The organism is Nitrospira marina (genome assembly GCF_059568365.1).
Genome location: NZ_JCANTH010000001.1, coordinates 4,287,812 through 4,305,286, shown reverse-complemented (window position 1 = coordinate 4,305,286; position 17,475 = coordinate 4,287,812). Strand labels below are relative to the sequence as shown.

General features: G+C 50.6%; 10 protein-coding genes and 2 riboswitches. Of the genes, 8 read left to right on the top strand and 2 right to left on the bottom strand.

All coding sequences use genetic code 11. The features are described from left to right. Positions 1 to 2 precede the first annotated feature (2 nt). A complete protein-coding gene (locus tag LX98_RS18560) occupies positions 3 to 1,046 on the bottom strand; it encodes a rod shape-determining protein (RefSeq protein ID WP_376753394.1) in 1,044 nt (347 codons plus the stop codon). 412 nt (positions 1,047 to 1,458) lie between these two features. On the opposite strand from LX98_RS18560, the gene leuC reads away from it, so the two are divergent. From leuC to LX98_RS18530, 6 genes are all read left to right on the top strand, one after another. Further along, entirely contained in the window at positions 1,459 to 2,865 is a 1,407-nt protein-coding gene (gene leuC / locus LX98_RS18555; protein ID WP_496430266.1) for a 3-isopropylmalate dehydratase large subunit, read from the top strand. A 69-nt stretch (positions 2,866 to 2,934) separates the two neighbouring features. Further along, complete coding sequence (gene leuD / locus LX98_RS18550; protein WP_496430265.1) at positions 2,935 to 3,570, top strand: 3-isopropylmalate dehydratase small subunit; 636 nt, start codon at positions 2,935 to 2,937, stop codon at positions 3,568 to 3,570. Between the two features lie 246 nt (positions 3,571 to 3,816). Beyond that, positions 3,817 to 5,808 carry a cation:proton antiporter domain-containing protein gene (locus LX98_RS18545; protein ID WP_496430264.1) on the top strand — a complete coding sequence of 664 codons (1,992 nt, stop codon included), beginning with the start codon at positions 3,817 to 3,819 and terminating at the stop codon, positions 5,806 to 5,808. Positions 5,809 to 6,365: 557 nt separating this feature from the next. Further along, a riboswitch (cyclic di-GMP riboswitch) is annotated at positions 6,366 to 6,442 on the top strand. A gap of 54 nt (positions 6,443 to 6,496) precedes the next feature. Then, positions 6,497 to 8,977 carry an Ig-like domain-containing protein gene (locus LX98_RS18540; protein ID WP_496430263.1) on the top strand — a complete coding sequence of 827 codons (2,481 nt, stop codon included), beginning with the start codon at positions 6,497 to 6,499 and terminating at the stop codon, positions 8,975 to 8,977. 460 nt (positions 8,978 to 9,437) lie between these two features. Continuing rightward, a riboswitch (cyclic di-GMP riboswitch) is annotated at positions 9,438 to 9,514 on the top strand. A 54-nt stretch (positions 9,515 to 9,568) separates the two neighbouring features. Continuing rightward, complete coding sequence (locus LX98_RS18535; RefSeq protein ID WP_496430262.1) at positions 9,569 to 11,257, top strand: FG-GAP-like repeat-containing protein; 1,689 nt, start codon at positions 9,569 to 9,571, stop codon at positions 11,255 to 11,257. A 76-nt stretch (positions 11,258 to 11,333) separates the two neighbouring features. Further along, on the top strand, positions 11,334 to 12,125 hold the full coding sequence (locus LX98_RS18530; protein ID WP_496430261.1) for a hypothetical protein: 792 nt from the start codon (positions 11,334 to 11,336) through the stop codon (positions 12,123 to 12,125). 526 nt (positions 12,126 to 12,651) lie between these two features. Here the strand turns inward: LX98_RS18530 and LX98_RS18525 are convergent. Continuing rightward, the gene (locus tag LX98_RS18525; RefSeq protein ID WP_496430260.1) at positions 12,652 to 14,055 is read right to left on the bottom strand and encodes a hypothetical protein; all 1,404 of its coding nucleotides are present in this window, start codon (positions 14,053 to 14,055) and stop codon (positions 12,652 to 12,654) included. A gap of 890 nt (positions 14,056 to 14,945) precedes the next feature. Here LX98_RS18525 and msrA point away from each other — a divergent pair. Next, positions 14,946 to 15,572, top strand: coding sequence for a peptide-methionine (S)-S-oxide reductase MsrA (msrA, locus tag LX98_RS18520; protein ID WP_496430259.1), 627 nt, complete (start codon positions 14,946 to 14,948; stop codon positions 15,570 to 15,572). Between the two features lie 684 nt (positions 15,573 to 16,256). Further along, positions 16,257 to 17,402: a COG3014 family protein gene (locus LX98_RS18515; RefSeq protein WP_496430258.1), complete on the top strand. Its 1,146-nt coding sequence runs from the start codon at positions 16,257 to 16,259 to the stop codon at positions 17,400 to 17,402. The last annotated feature ends 73 nt before the right edge of the window (positions 17,403 to 17,475 follow it).

Sequence of the window (17,475 nt, the reverse complement as noted above, 5' to 3'; positions counted from 1 at the left end):
GCTCAGGGATTCAGCCTGGAATGCGAGGAAATTTTCCGAAGGAGGCTGAATTCCTCAAGAGTTTTCCCTACTCCCAAAACAACCGAGGTTAAGGGGTCATCGACCGTGACAATGGGTAAAGACGTTTCTTCCCGTAGTCGATTATCCAGCCCTTGAAGCATCGATCCGCCTCCGGTCAGCACGATCCCCCGGTCAATAATATCCCCTGCCAATTCAGGGGGAGTGTTTTCCAAGGCCAGACGGATGGCTCGGATGATGGTGGTGAGGCAATCTTGTAACGCTTCTCGTATTTCATTGTCGTCAACGAGGATCGTTCTGGGGATGCCGGACACCACATCTCGCCCTTTGACGGCCATTTGCTTTTTTTCAGGCAGAGGATAGGCTGAGCCGATTTCCATCTTGATGCGTTCTGCCATATGTTCGCCGATTAACAAGCTATATTCCCGCTTGAGATAGCTTGTGATCGCTCCATCTAGTTGATCGCCCGCGATACGGACCGATTCACTGTATACAATGCCTCCCAGGGAGATCACGGCGATGTCGGTGGTGCCTCCTCCGATATCGACGACCATGTTGCCGGAAGGCTCGGTAATCGGCAATCCTGCTCCAATGGCCGCGGCCACCGGTTCCTCAATGAGATAAACTTCACGGGCACCAGCGAGCTCAGCTGATTCCTTGACGGCACGTTGTTCGACTTGTGTGATCCTGGACGGGACACCAATAATGATGCGTGGCCTGAGGAGAGTTCCCCCGCGATGAACTTTTTGGATAAAGTGGCGTAACATGTGTTCCGTCATGTCAAAATCAGCAATAACACCCTCTCGCATGGGACGGATGGCGGTGAGATTGCCCGGGGTTCGACCGATCATTCGCTTCGCTTCTTCCCCAACCGCTAGAAGTTTTTTGGAGTTTGTCTCAACTGTCACGACGGAAGGTTCGTTGAGGACAATCCCTTTCCCCTTAATATAAATTAAGGTTGAAGAGGTTCCCAGATCGATGGCCATGTCTTGGGAAAAATGGCTAATGCAATAATTGAATATACCCATGTGAAGTCTTGAGACCTATTAATTTCAGAGGGTGGGCGACAATGGCAGAATCGGAATTAGGATTGTTAGAGTCTTTCTGCGCTCCAGGGGAAATAGATAACCTTTGCCACTTTATGGATGTATCGACGTTTGGTCGTTGTTCGCGATTGGCCGGAAACCACTTAAAATTGGTTCTGGGCTGGATGAATCGTTGTCTGCACTCACTTATTTCCACCTAAGTAGTTAGCAGGTGGAACCATAAAGGTTGGACTGTCCCCTGTCGCAGGGAAAAGTATATCAGAAGTCTTAAAAGACCACAAAGAAAAGGCGGAGATGGATACAACTCTGGAAAAAACTCTTCCTGGCACTTGCCAGAAGGGGATGAATGTAGATAATTAGAGTCCGAAAATTTTCAAAAAGAAGGATACATTCCATGGCAAACAAAACATTGTTTGAAAAGATTTGGGATCAACATGTGGTTCGTGAAGAACCAGATGGAACTACCTTATTATATATTGACCGACATTTGGTGCATGAAGTGACCTCTCCTCAAGCCTTTGAAGGGCTTCGGTTAGCTGGAAGAAGGCCACGACGTCCAACCGCTGCGCTTGCTGTTCCCGATCACAATGTTCCAACCACCGACCGGTCGCAGGGCATTGCCGATCCGATGAGTGCCTTGCAAATTTCAACCTTGGAAGGCAACTGTGCAGAATTCGGCATAACCTATTATGGGATGGAAGATATTCGGCAAGGCATTGTTCATGTGATCGGACCTGAGCAAGGGTTGACGCTACCGGGGATGACAATTGTGTGTGGAGATTCTCATACCTCCACTCATGGGGCATTTGGCGCCTTGGCGTTTGGCATTGGGACATCGGAGGTCGAGCATGTGCTGGCGACCCAATGTTTGGTCCAGAAACGACCAAAAACTATGGAAATTCGTGTGGAGGGTGCGCTTCCTGACTATTGTTCTTCCAAAGATGTGATTCTGGCGATTATCGGACAAATTGGTATTGGTGGTGGAAACGGCTTTGTCGTGGAGTATACGGGTTCGGTGATCCGATCGTTTTCAATGGAGGGACGGATGACCCTTTGTAACATGTCTATTGAAGCGGGAGCCCGCGCTGGTCTTGTCAGTCCAGACGAATCGACGGTCGCTTACGTGAAGAGCCGACCCCTCAGTCCGAAAGGAGCGCTGTTTCAACAGGCGAAGTCGGATTGGCTGAATTTGAAAACCGACCCTGGAGCCAGGTTTGATAAGGTTGTTGAGCTGCGAGGGGAAGATGTTTCTCCTCAAGTGACTTGGGGGACCAATCCGGGAATGGTGACGGATGTGAATGGCCATGTGCCCGATCCTGGATCCATTGCGGATGAAAAATTGCGGATGGCCACAGAACGGGCCTTGGCGTATATGGGGTTGCCAGCTGGCATCCCTATATGTGACATACGGGTCGATCGAGTCTTCATCGGGTCCTGCACAAACTCACGAATTGAGGATTTGCGGGTGGCAGCTCGATATGTCAAAGGAAAGCGCGTCGCTCAAAGCGTCAAGGCTATGGTGGTCCCAGGATCAGGGTTAGTCAAACACCAAGCGGAAGAGGAAGGGTTGGATCGGATTTTTCGTGAAGCGGGTTTTGAATGGCGGGAACCGGGGTGCAGTATGTGCCTCGCCATGAATGCGGACGTGCTCACACCGGGAGAACGATGCGCCTCAACCAGTAATCGAAACTTCGAGGGACGTCAGGGTAAGGGCGGACGGACGCACTTAGTCTCCCCTGCCATGGCTGCTGCTGCTGCGGTTGAAGGACATTTTGTGGATATTCGTGATTGGAAGATGTGAGGTTATTAAGGGAATTCTTTTGTCTTCAGGATGGCTATTCCTTCCTCTAGCATAACACGGGAGATAGATATGCAAGCCTTTACTATATTGACGGGAACGGTCGCTCCGTTAAATCGTGGAAATGTCGATACGGATCAAATCATCCCGAAGCAATATTTGAAAACGATCCATCGCACCGGCCTCAAAGAGGGATTGTTTGCCGATTGGCGGCGGCGGGCAGATGGGTCTCCGGATCCTGATTTTTTTGTCAACCAACCGCGCTATCAAGAGTCCACGATTCTGCTGACCCGTGAAAATTTCGGGTGTGGATCCTCAAGGGAACATGCTCCATGGGCCTTGTTGGACTATGGCATTCGTTGTATTCTGGCTCCGAGTTTTGCCGATATTTTCTACAATAATTGTTTCCAGAATGGGATTCTCCCCGTCGAGCTTCCAGGAGAAGACATCCAAACATTATTTGACCGAGTAGCCCATACCGACCAATATCGTGTCACAGTCGACTTGGCTCAGCAGGTGGTTACCCTTCCTGAAGGGGAGAAGTATTCGTTCACCTTGGATCCATTTCGCAAGGATTGCTTGTTAAAGGGATTAGACGGAATTGGGCTCACGCTTCAACACGAATCTGCCATTACCGCTTATGAAAAACGCAGGGCTCAGGAGGCTCCCTGGCTTTTTCAGGATTTTTCGCCTTCAGACCGCTTGTGAAATTCTTTTGATCTTCTCAACTAATCGGGATGGGCCTGGAAGGACGCATCTCGATTCTCCTTCCGATCCTAAACGAACGAGCATTGGCCCACGTCTGTTGAATGGGGCGCAGCGCATGGTAGACATTATTCTCAATCCGAGGGATGATGGGTTCTTGAGATCATCCCCGTCTCCTTTATCCTGTTCCTGTTCATTGCTGGAAATACCCTGAATGGGAGTCATTGCCCAGGGCCGCACCTCCGAAAGATGAGTGAAGTCCACATCCTACGGGATGTCCTCATTATTTTTTCTATTTCTGTTCTGGTTGTTTTTGTTTTTCAAAAACTCCGGCTACCGGCAGTTGCGGGATTTTTAGTTTCTGGCACCTTAGTGGGGCCTTACGGCCTGAACCTCATTTCAGATCTACACCAAGTCGAAACTCTCGCCGAAATCGGTGTGGTGTTGTTGTTATTTACCATAGGCTTGGAAACTTCTCTTTCGCGCATACGGGCTTCCAGAAGGCTCTTATGGGTTGGAGGTCCACTGCAAATTTTAAGCATGCTGAGTGCTGTAGCACTTGGGGGCTGGTTTCTGGGTCGATCATGGGAAGAATCGGTCTTCTGGGGTCTGTTGTTGTCGTTGAGCAGCACCGCCATTGTCCTCAAGATTCTAGGGGATCGAGGGGAAATGGATGCGTTGCATGGGCAAGCGACCATGGCGATTCTTATTTTTCAGGATCTAGCCGTCGTGGCTATGATTTTACTGACTCCGGTACTGGGAACGGGTTCCCAAGGGGAAACAGGGGTCATTGTCGAAACGCTCGTGAAATCCGTTATGGTTGTGGGATTGATCGTGTTGGCTGCTCGGGTTTTTGTCCCTCATGTTCTTCATCTAATTGTGGGGACTCGAAGTCGAGAGTTATTCCTCCTGTCGATTATTGTATTGGGGCTGGGAACGGCTTGGTTGACCTCCCTCGCCGGATTGTCATTGGCTCTTGGCGCATTTATCGCGGGGCTAGTGATTTCTGAATCGGAATATAGTCATCAAGCACTGGCCGAAGTCATTCCTTTTCGGGATAGTTTTAATAGTTTATTTTTTGTCTCAGTGGGGATGTTAATGAATCCCTCGGTCATCGCCGAATTTCCCATTCTGGTGATGGGATTGTTGGTGCTTGTTGTGTTAGGCAAGTTCCTTACAGGAACCGGAGCGGTATTCCTTGCTGGAGCTCCCGTTTCTTCTGCTTTGTTAACGGGGGTGGCATTAGCGCAGGTTGGAGAATTTGCCTTTATCCTCGCGCGGGTGGGTCAGGGAGAGGGATTATTGGACACGCAAGCCTATAATATATTTCTTGCAGTATCGGTGTTGTCCATGACAATTACCCCATTTTTGATTCAATGGGCTCCCCGCCTAGCTAGACGCGCCGAGGCCCTTGACCGCCTGAAACATTGGTTTCCTCGACGTCAGGTCAATGCGCAAAGTACCAAGATTAAGGTCAAAGACCATGTCATTATCGTGGGTTATGGCTTAAATGGCCGGAATCTTGCCAGGGTTTTAAGTGATATGGAGATTCCATTTGTGGTTCTGGACGTCAATCCTGATGTCGTGCAGGCTGATCAAAAAGGACGGGGCATCATGCTCTATGGGGATGGGACGAATCCCAGAGTGTTGACTCAAGCCGGAATCTTATTGGCACGAGTACTCGTGGTGGCTACCTCTGATCCTTTTGGCGCGCGCCGAATTGTTCAACAAGCACGACAACTAAATCCCACTCTTCATATTGTCGTACGAACACGCTATTTAAAGGAATTGCAAGATCTTCAAGAACTAGGAGCCAATGATGTCGTGCCGGAAGAATTCGAAACATCAATTGAGATTTTTGCCTTGGTTCTTCGTACCTATCAGACGCCGAAGGACAGAATTCAAGATAAAGTTGAACAAATTCGTCGGGAGGGGTATCTCCTACTCCGGAGAGGGGAGCTCCCTGAGTTAGCTCACCATCTGCGTGCTGGAACGTTGGCTGATGTGCAAGTCGATACCTGTCGGGTGGAAAACGATTCTCCCGTGCTGGGGAAACCATTGACGCAGTTGCATATCCATGGACGGACGGGCGCTTCGGTGATTGCGATTACACGGGATGGCGTGACGCAATCCAATCCATCTCGCGATACGATTCTAGAGCCAGGTGATGTCCTCGTCCTTCTTGGTGCCCGTGAGCAAATCCGTAAGGCCATCGCCCTGCTTGTGGATGTCAAAATGTGAAAGGCTTGGTCTTGCTTAGGCCTATTTGGACGGCGGGTAAGCCCTTATGGTCGATTCCTCCACAAAATCGTTCCACCCGATGACCATGGCTATTCTTCTTCAGGTGTAGAACGTGGCTGGCGTGAACGTCTTATGTTCTTGGAATCAGGCTTGCCTGCCATGAGAGCTCCATGCTGGAGATAGCTGAATCCCAGATGGGTTCTTGTGAAGGGGATGCGATGCCGGCTGAGCTTTCGCTGAAGGAATGCGTCGCGAACGGGTCTTTTCGTGTTCCAAACAGGAGGGTTTCGTCAAGCAAGGTTCGGGTCTTCATGCCTTGCGCACGTCTCAAGGATGGTGAAGAAGACCCGACAACCGTGCCGGTCAAGAACGATCATGATTAGGCGGCAAGTGCCAGAAGAATTCTCTAACCTTCCCTGCCTGGTTGATGCCTAAAGGCTTTTGGGGATCCACCGATAAAAGCCCGTGAAGTAATTGGTCACGTGTCTCCTCACTCAAAAGCGAGTTTGGATCATTCGAAAGAAGATGGCATAACACAACGTAAACTAGTGGCCTCTTTCCGATAAAGGCAAACCCATTGTGAAGTGGGGACGCAAAGCCACGGGTCAGAATTTCTGATAGCCGGGTTACCGAAGAAAGAGAGACGTGCGGGAATGGGGCCTCTGTATGTGTGCGAAGGAGGTATCCCATGTCCGATGGTCGTGCGGCGAGTCGTCTAAAAAGGTGTCTAGCGTGGTGTATCCTTGGCAGTTGCCTCCTTTTTCTCCCGCAGGGGGCACAAGCCGCGACCAGTGATTCGGCCACCCTCCAATGGACCGCCAATCAAGAGGCCAATTTAGCGGGATATCGGATCTATCGAGGAACCAACCCCGGGGTTTATGGGGTTCCCACGACGGTCGGGAAGATCACGACCCATCAATATACCAACTTACCCACGGACAAAACGCACTATTTTACGATTACGGCTTTCGATGCCTCGGGCAATGAAAGTCTTCCCTCCCCCGAGGTGAAAAAATATATCGCACCGTCCTCCCCCTCTTCCGGTTCTTCTAGTCCGCCGCCGTCCTCCTCGCTCAGTATTTCGAATCTGACCGTTGCCAGTGGAGCCACGTACCTGGTGTCCGCCGTCGGCCTCCAAGCCGGGGGGACGGTGTATCGCGACCGCGCCTATACCTTTACCACGGTCCCTACGAGTGTGCAGGGCGCGGCCTATATCCAAACGGCTAATAATGATAAAGCGGCCACGGCAGCGGCTTTCCTCCGCTTTACGGTGAATCAACCGGTGTCCGTCTCGGTAGCTTATGACGTGCGGCTCACGCCAAAACCGTCGTGGTTGAGCAGCTTTACCGATACGGGCAAGAATCTGGTGACCTCGGATACGACCTTCCGCCTCTATGCTCGGGCTTTCCCCGCCGGGACGATCACTCTCGGGGGTAATGCCGGTGGGGGGAGTGGCAGTATGTATTCCGTCATCGTTCAACCAGCGAAGGGCCCCGCTCCCGATATCACCCCTCCCACGGTAGCTCTGGTTGGCATGCAAAATGGGAAGTCCCTGAGTGGCACCGTTACTGTATCGGCCATCGCCACAGATAATATTGGAGTGGTGGGTGTACAATTCCGACTCAATGGGATCAACCTGGGGGCGGAAGATACGACACTCCCCTTCTCACAAAAATGGAACACGACTGGAGTGGCTCCCGGTCAATATACCTTGACGGCGATTGCCCGCGATGCGGCGGGCAATACCACAAGCTCAGCTCCGGTTACCGGAACCGTCGCCAATCCAACTACGCCACCAACAACTATTTCCACAACCAATCCAACCACGGGCCCATTAGCTATTACCAACCTGACCGTCGCTAGTGGGGCAGCGTATGGCGTGTCCGCAGCGAGCCTTCGCGTCGGAGGGACGGTGTATCGCGACCGCGCCTACACATTTACCACGGTCCCTACGAATGTGCAGGGCGCGGCCTATATCCAAACGGCCAATAATGATAAAGCGGCCACGACGGCGGCCTTCCTCCGCTTTACGGTGAATCAACCGGTGTCCGTCACGGTGGCCTATGACGTGCGGCTGACTCCGAAACCGTCGTGGCTGAGCAGCTTTACCGATACAGGCAAGAATCTGGTGACCTCGGATACGACCCTCCACCTCTTTGTTCGGGCCTTTCCGGCCGGAACGATCACTCTCGGGGGCAATGCCAGCGGGAAGAGCGGCAGCATGTATTCCGTCATCGTTCAACCCTCAGCCCCGGTTACCACCACTGTTACCAATCCGACCACGGGCCCATTAGCTATTACCAACCTGACCGTCGCTAGTGGGGCAGCGTATGGCGTGTCCGCAGCGAGCCTTCGCGTCGGAGGGACGGTGTATCGCGACCGCGCCTACACATTTACCACGGTCCCTACGAATGTGCAGGGCGCGGCTTATATCCAAACGGCCAATAATGATAAAGCGGCCACGACGGCGGCCTTCCTCCGCTTTACGGTGAATCAACCGGTGTCCGTCACGGTGGCCTATGACGTGCGGCTCACGCCAAAACCGTCGTGGTTGAGCAGCTTTACCGATACAGGCAAGAATCTGGTGACCTCGGATACGACCCTCCACCTCTTTGTTCGGGCCTTTCCGGCCGGAACGATCACTCTCGGGGGCAATGCCAGCGGGAAGAGCGGCAGCATGTATTCTGTCATCGTTCAACCCTCAGCCCCGGTTACCACCACTGTTACCAATCCGACCACGGGCCCATTAGCTATTACCAACCTGACCGTCGCTAGTGGGGCAGCGTATGGCGTGTCCGCAGCGAGCCTTCGCGTCGGAGGGACGGTGTATCGCGACCGCGCCTACACATTTACCACGGTCCCTACGAATGTGCAGGGCGCGGCTTATATCCAAACGGCCAATAATGATAAAGCGGCCACGACGGCGGCCTTCCTCCGCTTTACGGTGAATCAACCGGTGTCCGTCACGGTGGCCTATGACGTGCGGCTGACTCCGAAACCGTCGTGGCTGAGCAGCTTTACCGATACAGGCAAGAATCTGGTGACCTCGGATACGACCCTCCACCTCTTTGTTCGGGCCTTTCCGGCCGGAACGATCACTCTCGGGGGCAATGCCAGCGGGAAGAGCGGCAGCATGTATTCCGTCATCGTCCAACCTCTGGTCCAATGATGTTGTGTTGGAAGAATTCGATCCTTAAATTGAGCTTTTTCCACTGGTTTTCCGCACTTATCCGACGCCGAAGGCCATGATCCAAAATTTGAAACCCGGGTGGGTCCTGTGAAGGGGATGCGATGCCGGCTGAGCTTTCGCTGAAGGAATGCGTCGCGAACGGGTCTTTTCGTGTTCCAAACAAAAGGGTTTCGTCAAGCAAGGTTTGGGTCTTCATGCCTTGCGCACGTCTCAAGGATGGTGAAGAAGACCCGACAACCGTGCCGGTCAAGAACGACATGATTAGGCGGCAAGTGCCAGAAGAATTCTCTAACCTTCCCTGCCTGGTTGATGCCTAAAGGCTTTTGGGGATCCACCGATAAAAGCCCGTGAAGTAATTGGTCACGTGTCTCCTCACTCAAAAGCGAGTTTGGATCATTCGAAAGAAGATGGCATAACACAACGTAAACTAGTGGCCTCTTTCCGATAAAGGCAAACCCATTGTGAAGTGGGGACGCAAAGCCACGGGTCAGAATTTCTGATAGCCGGGTTACCGAAGAAAGAGAGATGTGCGGGAATGGGGCCTCTGTATGTGTGCGAAGGAGGTATCCCATGTCCGATGGTCGTGCGGCGAGTCGTCTAAAAAGGTGTCTAGCGTGGTGTATCCTTGGCAGTTGCCTCCTTTTTCTCCCGCAGGGGGCACAAGCCGCGACCAGTGATTCGGCCACCCTCCAATGGACCGCCAATCAAGAGGCCAATTTAGCGGGATATCGGATCTATCGAGGAACCAATCCCGGGGTTTATGGGGTTCCCACGACGGTCGGGAAGATCACGACCCATCAATATACCAACTTACCCACGGACAAAACGCACTATTTTACGATTACGGCTTTCGATGCCTCGGGCAATGAAAGTCTTCCCTCCCCCGAGGTGAAAAAATATATCGCACCGTCCTCCCCCTCTTCCGGTTCTTCTAGTCCGCCGCCGTCCTCCTCGCTCAGTATTTCGAATCTGACCGTTGCCAGTGGAGCCACGTACCTGGTGTCCGCCGTCGGCCTCCAAGCCGGGGGGACGGTGTATCGCGACCGCGCCTATACCTTTACCACGGTCCCTACGAGTGTGCAGGGCGCGGCCTATATCCAAACGGCTAATAATGATAAAGCGGCCACGGCAGCGGCTTTCCTCCGCTTTACGGTGAATCAACCGGTGTCCGTCTCGGTAGCTTATGACGTGCGGCTCACGCCAAAACCGTCGTGGTTGAGCAGCTTTACCGATACGGGCAAGAATCTGGTGACCTCGGATACGACCTTCCGCCTCTATGCTCGGGCTTTCCCCGCCGGGACGATCACTCTCGGGGGTAATGCCGGTGGGGGGAGTGGCAGTATGTATTCCGTCATCGTTCAACCAGCGAAGGGCCCCGCTCCCGATATCTCGCCTCCAACTACTAATGTGCTTTGGCGCAATGCGAGCAGCGGTGAAGTCGCTGTTTGGCGGATGAATGGGCTGACCATTACGTCAGTCGGTTTTCCGGGAAGTACTTCTACGGAATGGAAGATTAAGCAGATGGGAGATATCAATGGAGATGGTGAAGGCGACATCCTTTGGCAGAACACCATAAGTGGAGTGGTGGGTATTTGGCTAATGAAGGAGGGGACAATACAATCGTTCGGCTTTCTGGGTGGTGTTTCAGCCGAATGGGTGGTTAAGGGGATCGGTGATATCAATGGGGATGGCAAAGCGGATGTGATCTGGCGCAATCCGGATAGTGGAATGGTGACTGTATGGTTTATGGATGGGCTGTCGATTCACTCTGTCGGCTTTCTTGGGGGCACTCCAACAGTGTGGGAAATAGAGCAAGTGGGTGATATCAATGGCGATGGGACGGCCGACCTGGTTTGGCAGAATCGGACGAATGGCACAGTGGCGGTCTGGTTAATGAATGGGTTGACCATTACCTCGGTGGGATTTCCCGCAAGCACTTCGCTGGATTGGGAAATTCAACTACTTGGAGATGTCAATGGGGACGGTAAAGGGGATGTGATCTGGCGCAATAAAAAAAGTGGAATGGTGTCGGTGTGGCTGATGGACGGGGCGAGGACACCCTTGTCAGGTTTTATAGGAGGTATACCTCTCGAATGGGAAATTAGGCAGGTGAATGATGCGGATGGAGATGGTAAGGAAGATGTTATCTTACAAAATCGGACAAATGGCAAAGTGGCCGTATGGCTGATGGATGGTTTGAAAATCGGTTCGGTGGGGTTTCCGGGCAGTACCCCGGTGAACTGGGAAATTCAAAAATAAGATGAGTGAGAAAAACATCACCAGTTGCCTCAGATTTCAAAAAGTGATTGGTCTGGGTTACATGCAGGGGTGAACGATGAGATGTCAGATTCAACGACAGCTAGGGAACGGACGCCTCTTCTTCATGGTGTGTGGCGGGGTGCTCCTGGGCATCAGTCTATGCGGCCTGCCGGATATGGCGTTGGCCTCTAATCGACAGATTCCGCTTCATGTCGATTCCGGACGATTGACTGGTCAGTTGCACCAGGTATCTCTGCGCACAGTCCTTGGTCAGTTGCAAGAACAATTGGGCCTTGACTATGTGGCACCGGATGCAGAATTGGAGAAAGTCATTTCGGTGAGGTTACAGAATGAACCTTTGCATAGGGCACTCTCGAAGATCCTGGTTCAGTGGGACTATGCCTTTACATTGAATGCGGCTGGAAAAATCACCACACTCCATGTGATGGCTAAGGTTTCACCAGAAGTATTCCTATCAGATAAGAAGGGGAAAGGCCGGGGACGGGAACCTTCCGGGCAAAAGGCCAGTGCAGTCCCAAAAAACGAGTTAGCAGGCCATAGGTTAGATAAGGAGCGTGAAAATCAGATGAATAAAAATGTGTCCAGATCTGAACGGCAATATCATGGAAAAAAAAGGTCCGGTGGACAGGTGTTCGCCATAAGGAATGTTCCTATGGAGATTCGTCCACCTGCACCCGGAGCTTCCATGCCAATTTCCCCAGCCAGTAGTCGAAACATGCCGATAACTCCGGCGGGAAGTAGTGAGCGCGGGATGAAAATCATTCCTCCGACCGCGTATCCTCCTATGAGCATTCAACCCGTACCGAAATATATGCAACAAGAAATGCTTCTTTCCCTGGGCCCATAAAGTCGAACCAAGAGCTCTCCCCACCGTCTTGATACTTATTGGCAGGACAGGCTCCTCTCAATTTATAAGGAGAAAGGACAGAATTATTACGCAAGCGTATTTAGCAGTGAGTTCGGTATATTCAGGAATGGTTCATATAACTAGTGCTGACCTTCCCTGTTGGAAGATTCGTATGGCTAACGGCAGGACCTGCTTTCTGCACATGCCATGCCGACATTCTAACCTGGAGTACGGGGTCGTTGTGCTCTGGGTATACCCCATTTTTCCTTTGCCTGCTCTCCCCTTCTTGAATGAGGTATTCTTTTAGAGAAGTCTTAAATTTCGGAAAAAAGTGTTCTGGTCACCTAGATCTGCTCACCTCCTCCTCAGTATTCTCAGCTTGTTCAATCAGGAGTAGTCCTGTAGGACGTACCATTTTGAACACTCCATTTTTTGATTCTGGGTTGGGTGTAAAATACGTTGTGCCTACACCCCTGGAAAGTCATGGGGAAATTTGTTTGTGAGGAAAAGGGGAGACTCTATGTACTCAGGGAATGATGCTCACGAGCAACATGGCAGATGTCTGGTTGGATTGTGTTTGAGAAGAAGAGGCGTTCATTGGCTGGTTGTGTGCGATTTTGAGGCTGAGGGTTTGCTGGCGATGGTTCAGATGCAAGTAGTCACGCACGTCTTTTTTGAATAACAGGGAGACGTCGTAGATTTGAGGATCGGCGGAGGTATTAGAGCGTTGTTTGAGAATATATTGTCCAAGAATCGAAACGTGCAGGGAATCATCCATAGCAAGATAGGCGTACCCGAGTTTAGCCGCAAGCGTGTCAGTACGAAGCGCATCAAATCGATTCAGGTCCCTGGCGAATTCAACTCCGGGATTAAACGTCGAAGTTGGGGAAACTCGGAAATTTGAGCCAAGCCTGGCAAAGAAGCGATCGTTTACCATAGTCTCTCGGGATTTAACTCGCCGGGTAAACCCCCACTGGGGCGTGAGATCTACCGGTTCTAAGAGATTCAAGGTGCCACCCAATTTTGATCCAAATTCCTCCTCTGACCCATTCTCTCCATATTCACTTTGAGACGTTTTATAATAAGAGGACCAATCCCCCTTCCCCGCCCCGTGGAGAAACGACATGTTCGCGGAAACGGTTTCCGTGTTAATGGCATTGGAGAGAGGCCCCTCAGGACGAGTGAAAATGTCTTTCTGCTGCCTGGCATACCCAAGGGATAGGCTGGGCCAATTGGGAGCGGACAAGAGCAAAGAAAATTTTTGTTGGTTAGCGACGGTTTGAGAACGAGACAGATCTCCCTCCACATTACTAGTGAATCGGCTGAGCTCAATTTGGGGAGTGACGAACGGAAGATTCCATTCCCATGCCAGTTTTCCTCCTACCCGATCATTGGGTGTCGTAAATGAATTGTTCCCGGTTTCTTGCCCGGAGAAGCCATAATGAGCCTGATACTTCATACTGGCTGTGGTCCCTTTAAGGACGATTTGAGCTCCCATGCGGTTGGTCAACGGCGTTGCGGAATTATCCGTGACAGAGGGATCCCGATACACCATCTGGACTCCAGCGGACAGGGCTTCATGAAAAAGAGGAATGTCATTTGAAGCTTCATACAAACTGCTACCACCCTGGCTCACCAGCGAGGGCATATCTCGAGCGTTCTGAAGATTGAACGGTTCACGTTTTTGGTTAAAGTTGAAACGAGTGAGAGCATATTCCTCCTTCGATACAGTACAGGGCGTGCTCGGGGAGAAGAACGGCGAGGAACGTCCTAAGGAGGAATAGTTTGGAGAACCACATGCTTTAGAATGTGCGTCGGTTCGCAGCCCTAGCCGATCAATGTGCGGGATCGTATCCGCAGAAAAGGCCGAGCCGCTTGCAAATGGGAGAAGTAGGCTTCCCAAAACCAACCAGAGAACAGTCCGCACCATCACCTGCCCCCTTCTTTATGTTTTTTTCTCCTCTCTTTATCGGTAAGCAACCCAGATGCCGTAGGGCAAAATGGGCAGAAATTTCCTCCAAAATTGTTGATATTTGTCAGAAAAAAATTAAAGAGTTGATCTCATTGCTATTATTTCAGATTGCAACAATTCTGGAGTTGGAAAAATTTTCCCATGTGCGGGAAACCTGAGTGAATCTGCGGGATTCCAGACACAGGTTCTCTGTGCTTTTATAACCACAAAGGAATTGTGGTGATACAGAAACGATATAAATTGGAGGCAGGTAACGGACACCCCAAAAAATCGCTGAATCAGGCGCCTATCCCGCCTTTGCAAATCCTGAAATAATCGAAAATCTGTATCCAAAAGTCACAAAGGATGCCCAAAACGATATAATGACGACTATGGCCATTCATTTTTTTGTCATTGGACAATCTGCGCAGCCGGCTCTTTAAAAACTAATGGATTTGTATAATCCTAACGGGCAGACCATTCGATAGGGTCAATTTCTTGGTGTCGTTGTGACGAGAATTCGATAGATTAGAAATACAGGAGAGGAATTGGCATCAGAGATGTGGTTAGCCTAAAGGTATTTTAATGCGTGAACGACCGCTGCATGTTCAAAACGTTATGACCCCAAAAATGGATGGGGGAAGTAGTGAATACATATTTTTGCTACTTTTCATCTCATCAAGTGTGGGAGTTTGGCGAGAAGTTTGGGATTATGAAAAGCCTCGTAATTCCGAAAGGATCGGTTCCCGTAATGATATTCAGGTTCTTGAGACTAACGAGTATGCTCATTTTGATGGGAAGATATATATTTTTAACTCCTCAAAGCCCGTGGGTTCTTAAACGAATGGGTGATAAAATGGAGGTATTTGATGAAACGAATTCAGTATTTTTTATTCAATATAGGGTTGGCGGCACTGTTGATAGGGGGAATGACGGCCTTGTCTCAAGAGAGTCTTGCAACAGAAAAGACTCAATATGGTAAAGCCATATTTGCCGGAGGCTGCTTCTGGTGCATGGAAGAGGTGTATGAAAAAGTTGATGGGGTGGTATCTGTAGTCTCCGGGTATACGGGAGGACACCTGTCCAATCCAACATATGAGCAAGTGTCGGCCGGAGGAACTGGGCATGCTGAAGCCGTTGAAGTGACCTACGATCCCACCAAGGTTACGTATCAACGTCTGTTGGAGGTGTTTTGGCATAATGTTGACCCTACGACGCCGAATGCCCAGTTCTGTGATCATGGCAATCAATATCGAACCGCGATCTTCTACCATGACGAAAAGCAACAAATGTTAATCGAGGAATCCAAGCTGGCAGTGGAGAGTTCCAAATCATTTCCGCAACCAATCGTGACCGAGATTATTCCGTTTTCGGTCTTCTTCTCTGCCGAAGACTATCATCAGGATTTTTATAAAAGGAATCCCGTCCGGTACAAATTTTATAAATGGAATTGTGGACGTTCGCAGCGTTTGGAAGAGTTATGGGGAAAGCCATAATCCTCCCTTCATACCAACCCACCCCTTTCTGGCATATACTTTATAGTCTTGTTTTGAAAGGGTAGTAGACTTCTTTTTGTTCTCTTGACCTTTAATAGCCGGCACATACCGTGTGAGCTTGTCTGACATGATCCTCGTTGCTGGGGTCGGACGACTCATTTTTTCTTCCGCCAGTTCACGGGCATTTTGGGGAGTGGGATGAGGCAGCCAATGTCCCTTTTTTTCGATGGTTCTAAAATGGAATTCTAAAGGCAATGCATCACAATCTAGAAGACAGTCTATTCCTGGTATCTACGCTAGTGAGGTGTGGGAAAAGTTTCCGGAACTCTTGGCCAAATTTTTCCTGTCCGGAAAAAAGACAACCGCAGTGTTTATGAATTCACCGTCCCTTCAGAAATGGTATTGCCGGTAAGAATGAGCAATGCCCCAAAACCGCATAGCCTTCCTCTCACCTTTTAGCTGTTGGATCGCGATGCTTCAAACTTCGGCACTGGCGAATACTCAATTCATAACCGACATCCTCATTTGTATCTGATATATTCCTTCCACTGGATGAAGACCAGATTGAATGACCCCTGCCTTAACACCGGAAGTATGAAAGACACTCGCAGTAGCCTAGAACCGGAAAGGGTAATTCTCTCTTCGCGGACGCGCCGGGTAATGTGTGTGTGGAGATGGGTGGGAGTGGCTTTCTCTCTGTTTATTTTGGGTTGTCAGATGCGAGAGGTGCAACCAACATTTAAGGATGAATGTGGGATTCTTCGTTCCAACGTTGATTGGTCCAATCGGATTAAGGTGTTGAATCTCTTAAGCCTGGCCTTTTCCCAAAAATGCGATGCCGCGGTCATTGAATATACGGAAGAAGCCCAATCCGGATTTCGCGATAAAACTTTTTCCTTCTCGCGTGAAATGGCCGGGGTCTTTTTATCTGATGGGGTGCTTACGGATTATGTGTTGGAATCGTATGAGCGGGCATATTTAAGCGTTTTGCTTGCCGCGAGTTATCTGAGGACCGGACATGTCGAGGATGCAAAAGTGGAATTACGGCGGTTGGACCATGAACTGTTCGCCCCGTTGTATAATTTTGGTGAAGACCCTGTCAATCTTGTGCTTTCTGCCGTGCTTTGGGAAGTCCTTGGTGAACCAGGAGATGCCAGAACCGATTGGTTCAGGCTGGCGGAGCCCACCAGTTCTTTTCTTCTGCATGTGCCTCATGCTCTTCAATCGTTTGCCCAAAAGCAGGTGATCAGGCTGGATCAGGGTGTTCGTCCTACTCCCCGGTGGGAGGTCTATGGGATTGGTCGCTTTCCTGAGGTCGATTGGGATTTCAAATTGTTTGGTGCCCCAAATGGATACTTTGTGATTCATCCCAAGCCCCCTTTTCAGGAGTTGTGTGTTTCTGAAACGGGCCTACGTCTTTCAACGGAAAGTTGGTTTGCAAAAATCGCGCACAGGCATGATCATGCTTACCACCCTCTTTTAAACATTCAGAGTTGGATTCGTTTACCTGTCGGCGTGGTTTATGGATTAGTGCCTTTTTCTCTTGGGGTCGGGGTAGCTGTTGGTGGATGTGCGGGGGCAGCGTCGCTTGGAGGAAGAGGCAGTGATGATTTGTGTGCCTTGTCCATTCTGGGCGGCACGCAGTTAATGCAAGTTGCTCCCACAGTGTTTCAGAATACCGTACGTCCGGATTTACGTCATTGGGAGCTGCTCCCTGCAGCGATTGTTGTCACGCAGCAATCCGATGTGGGCTCTGAACCCTGTGATAGTCATCAGGTGAGGTTGCACCTTTTGGTGACTCGTACTCCTGCTCCTTCTTTTAGTTCTTAGAAATAGGAAATTTCTCCAGAACCCTTTCACTCCGACGGGCTTGCCTCCTTCCGGGTTAGTGGTCCATGCCAGT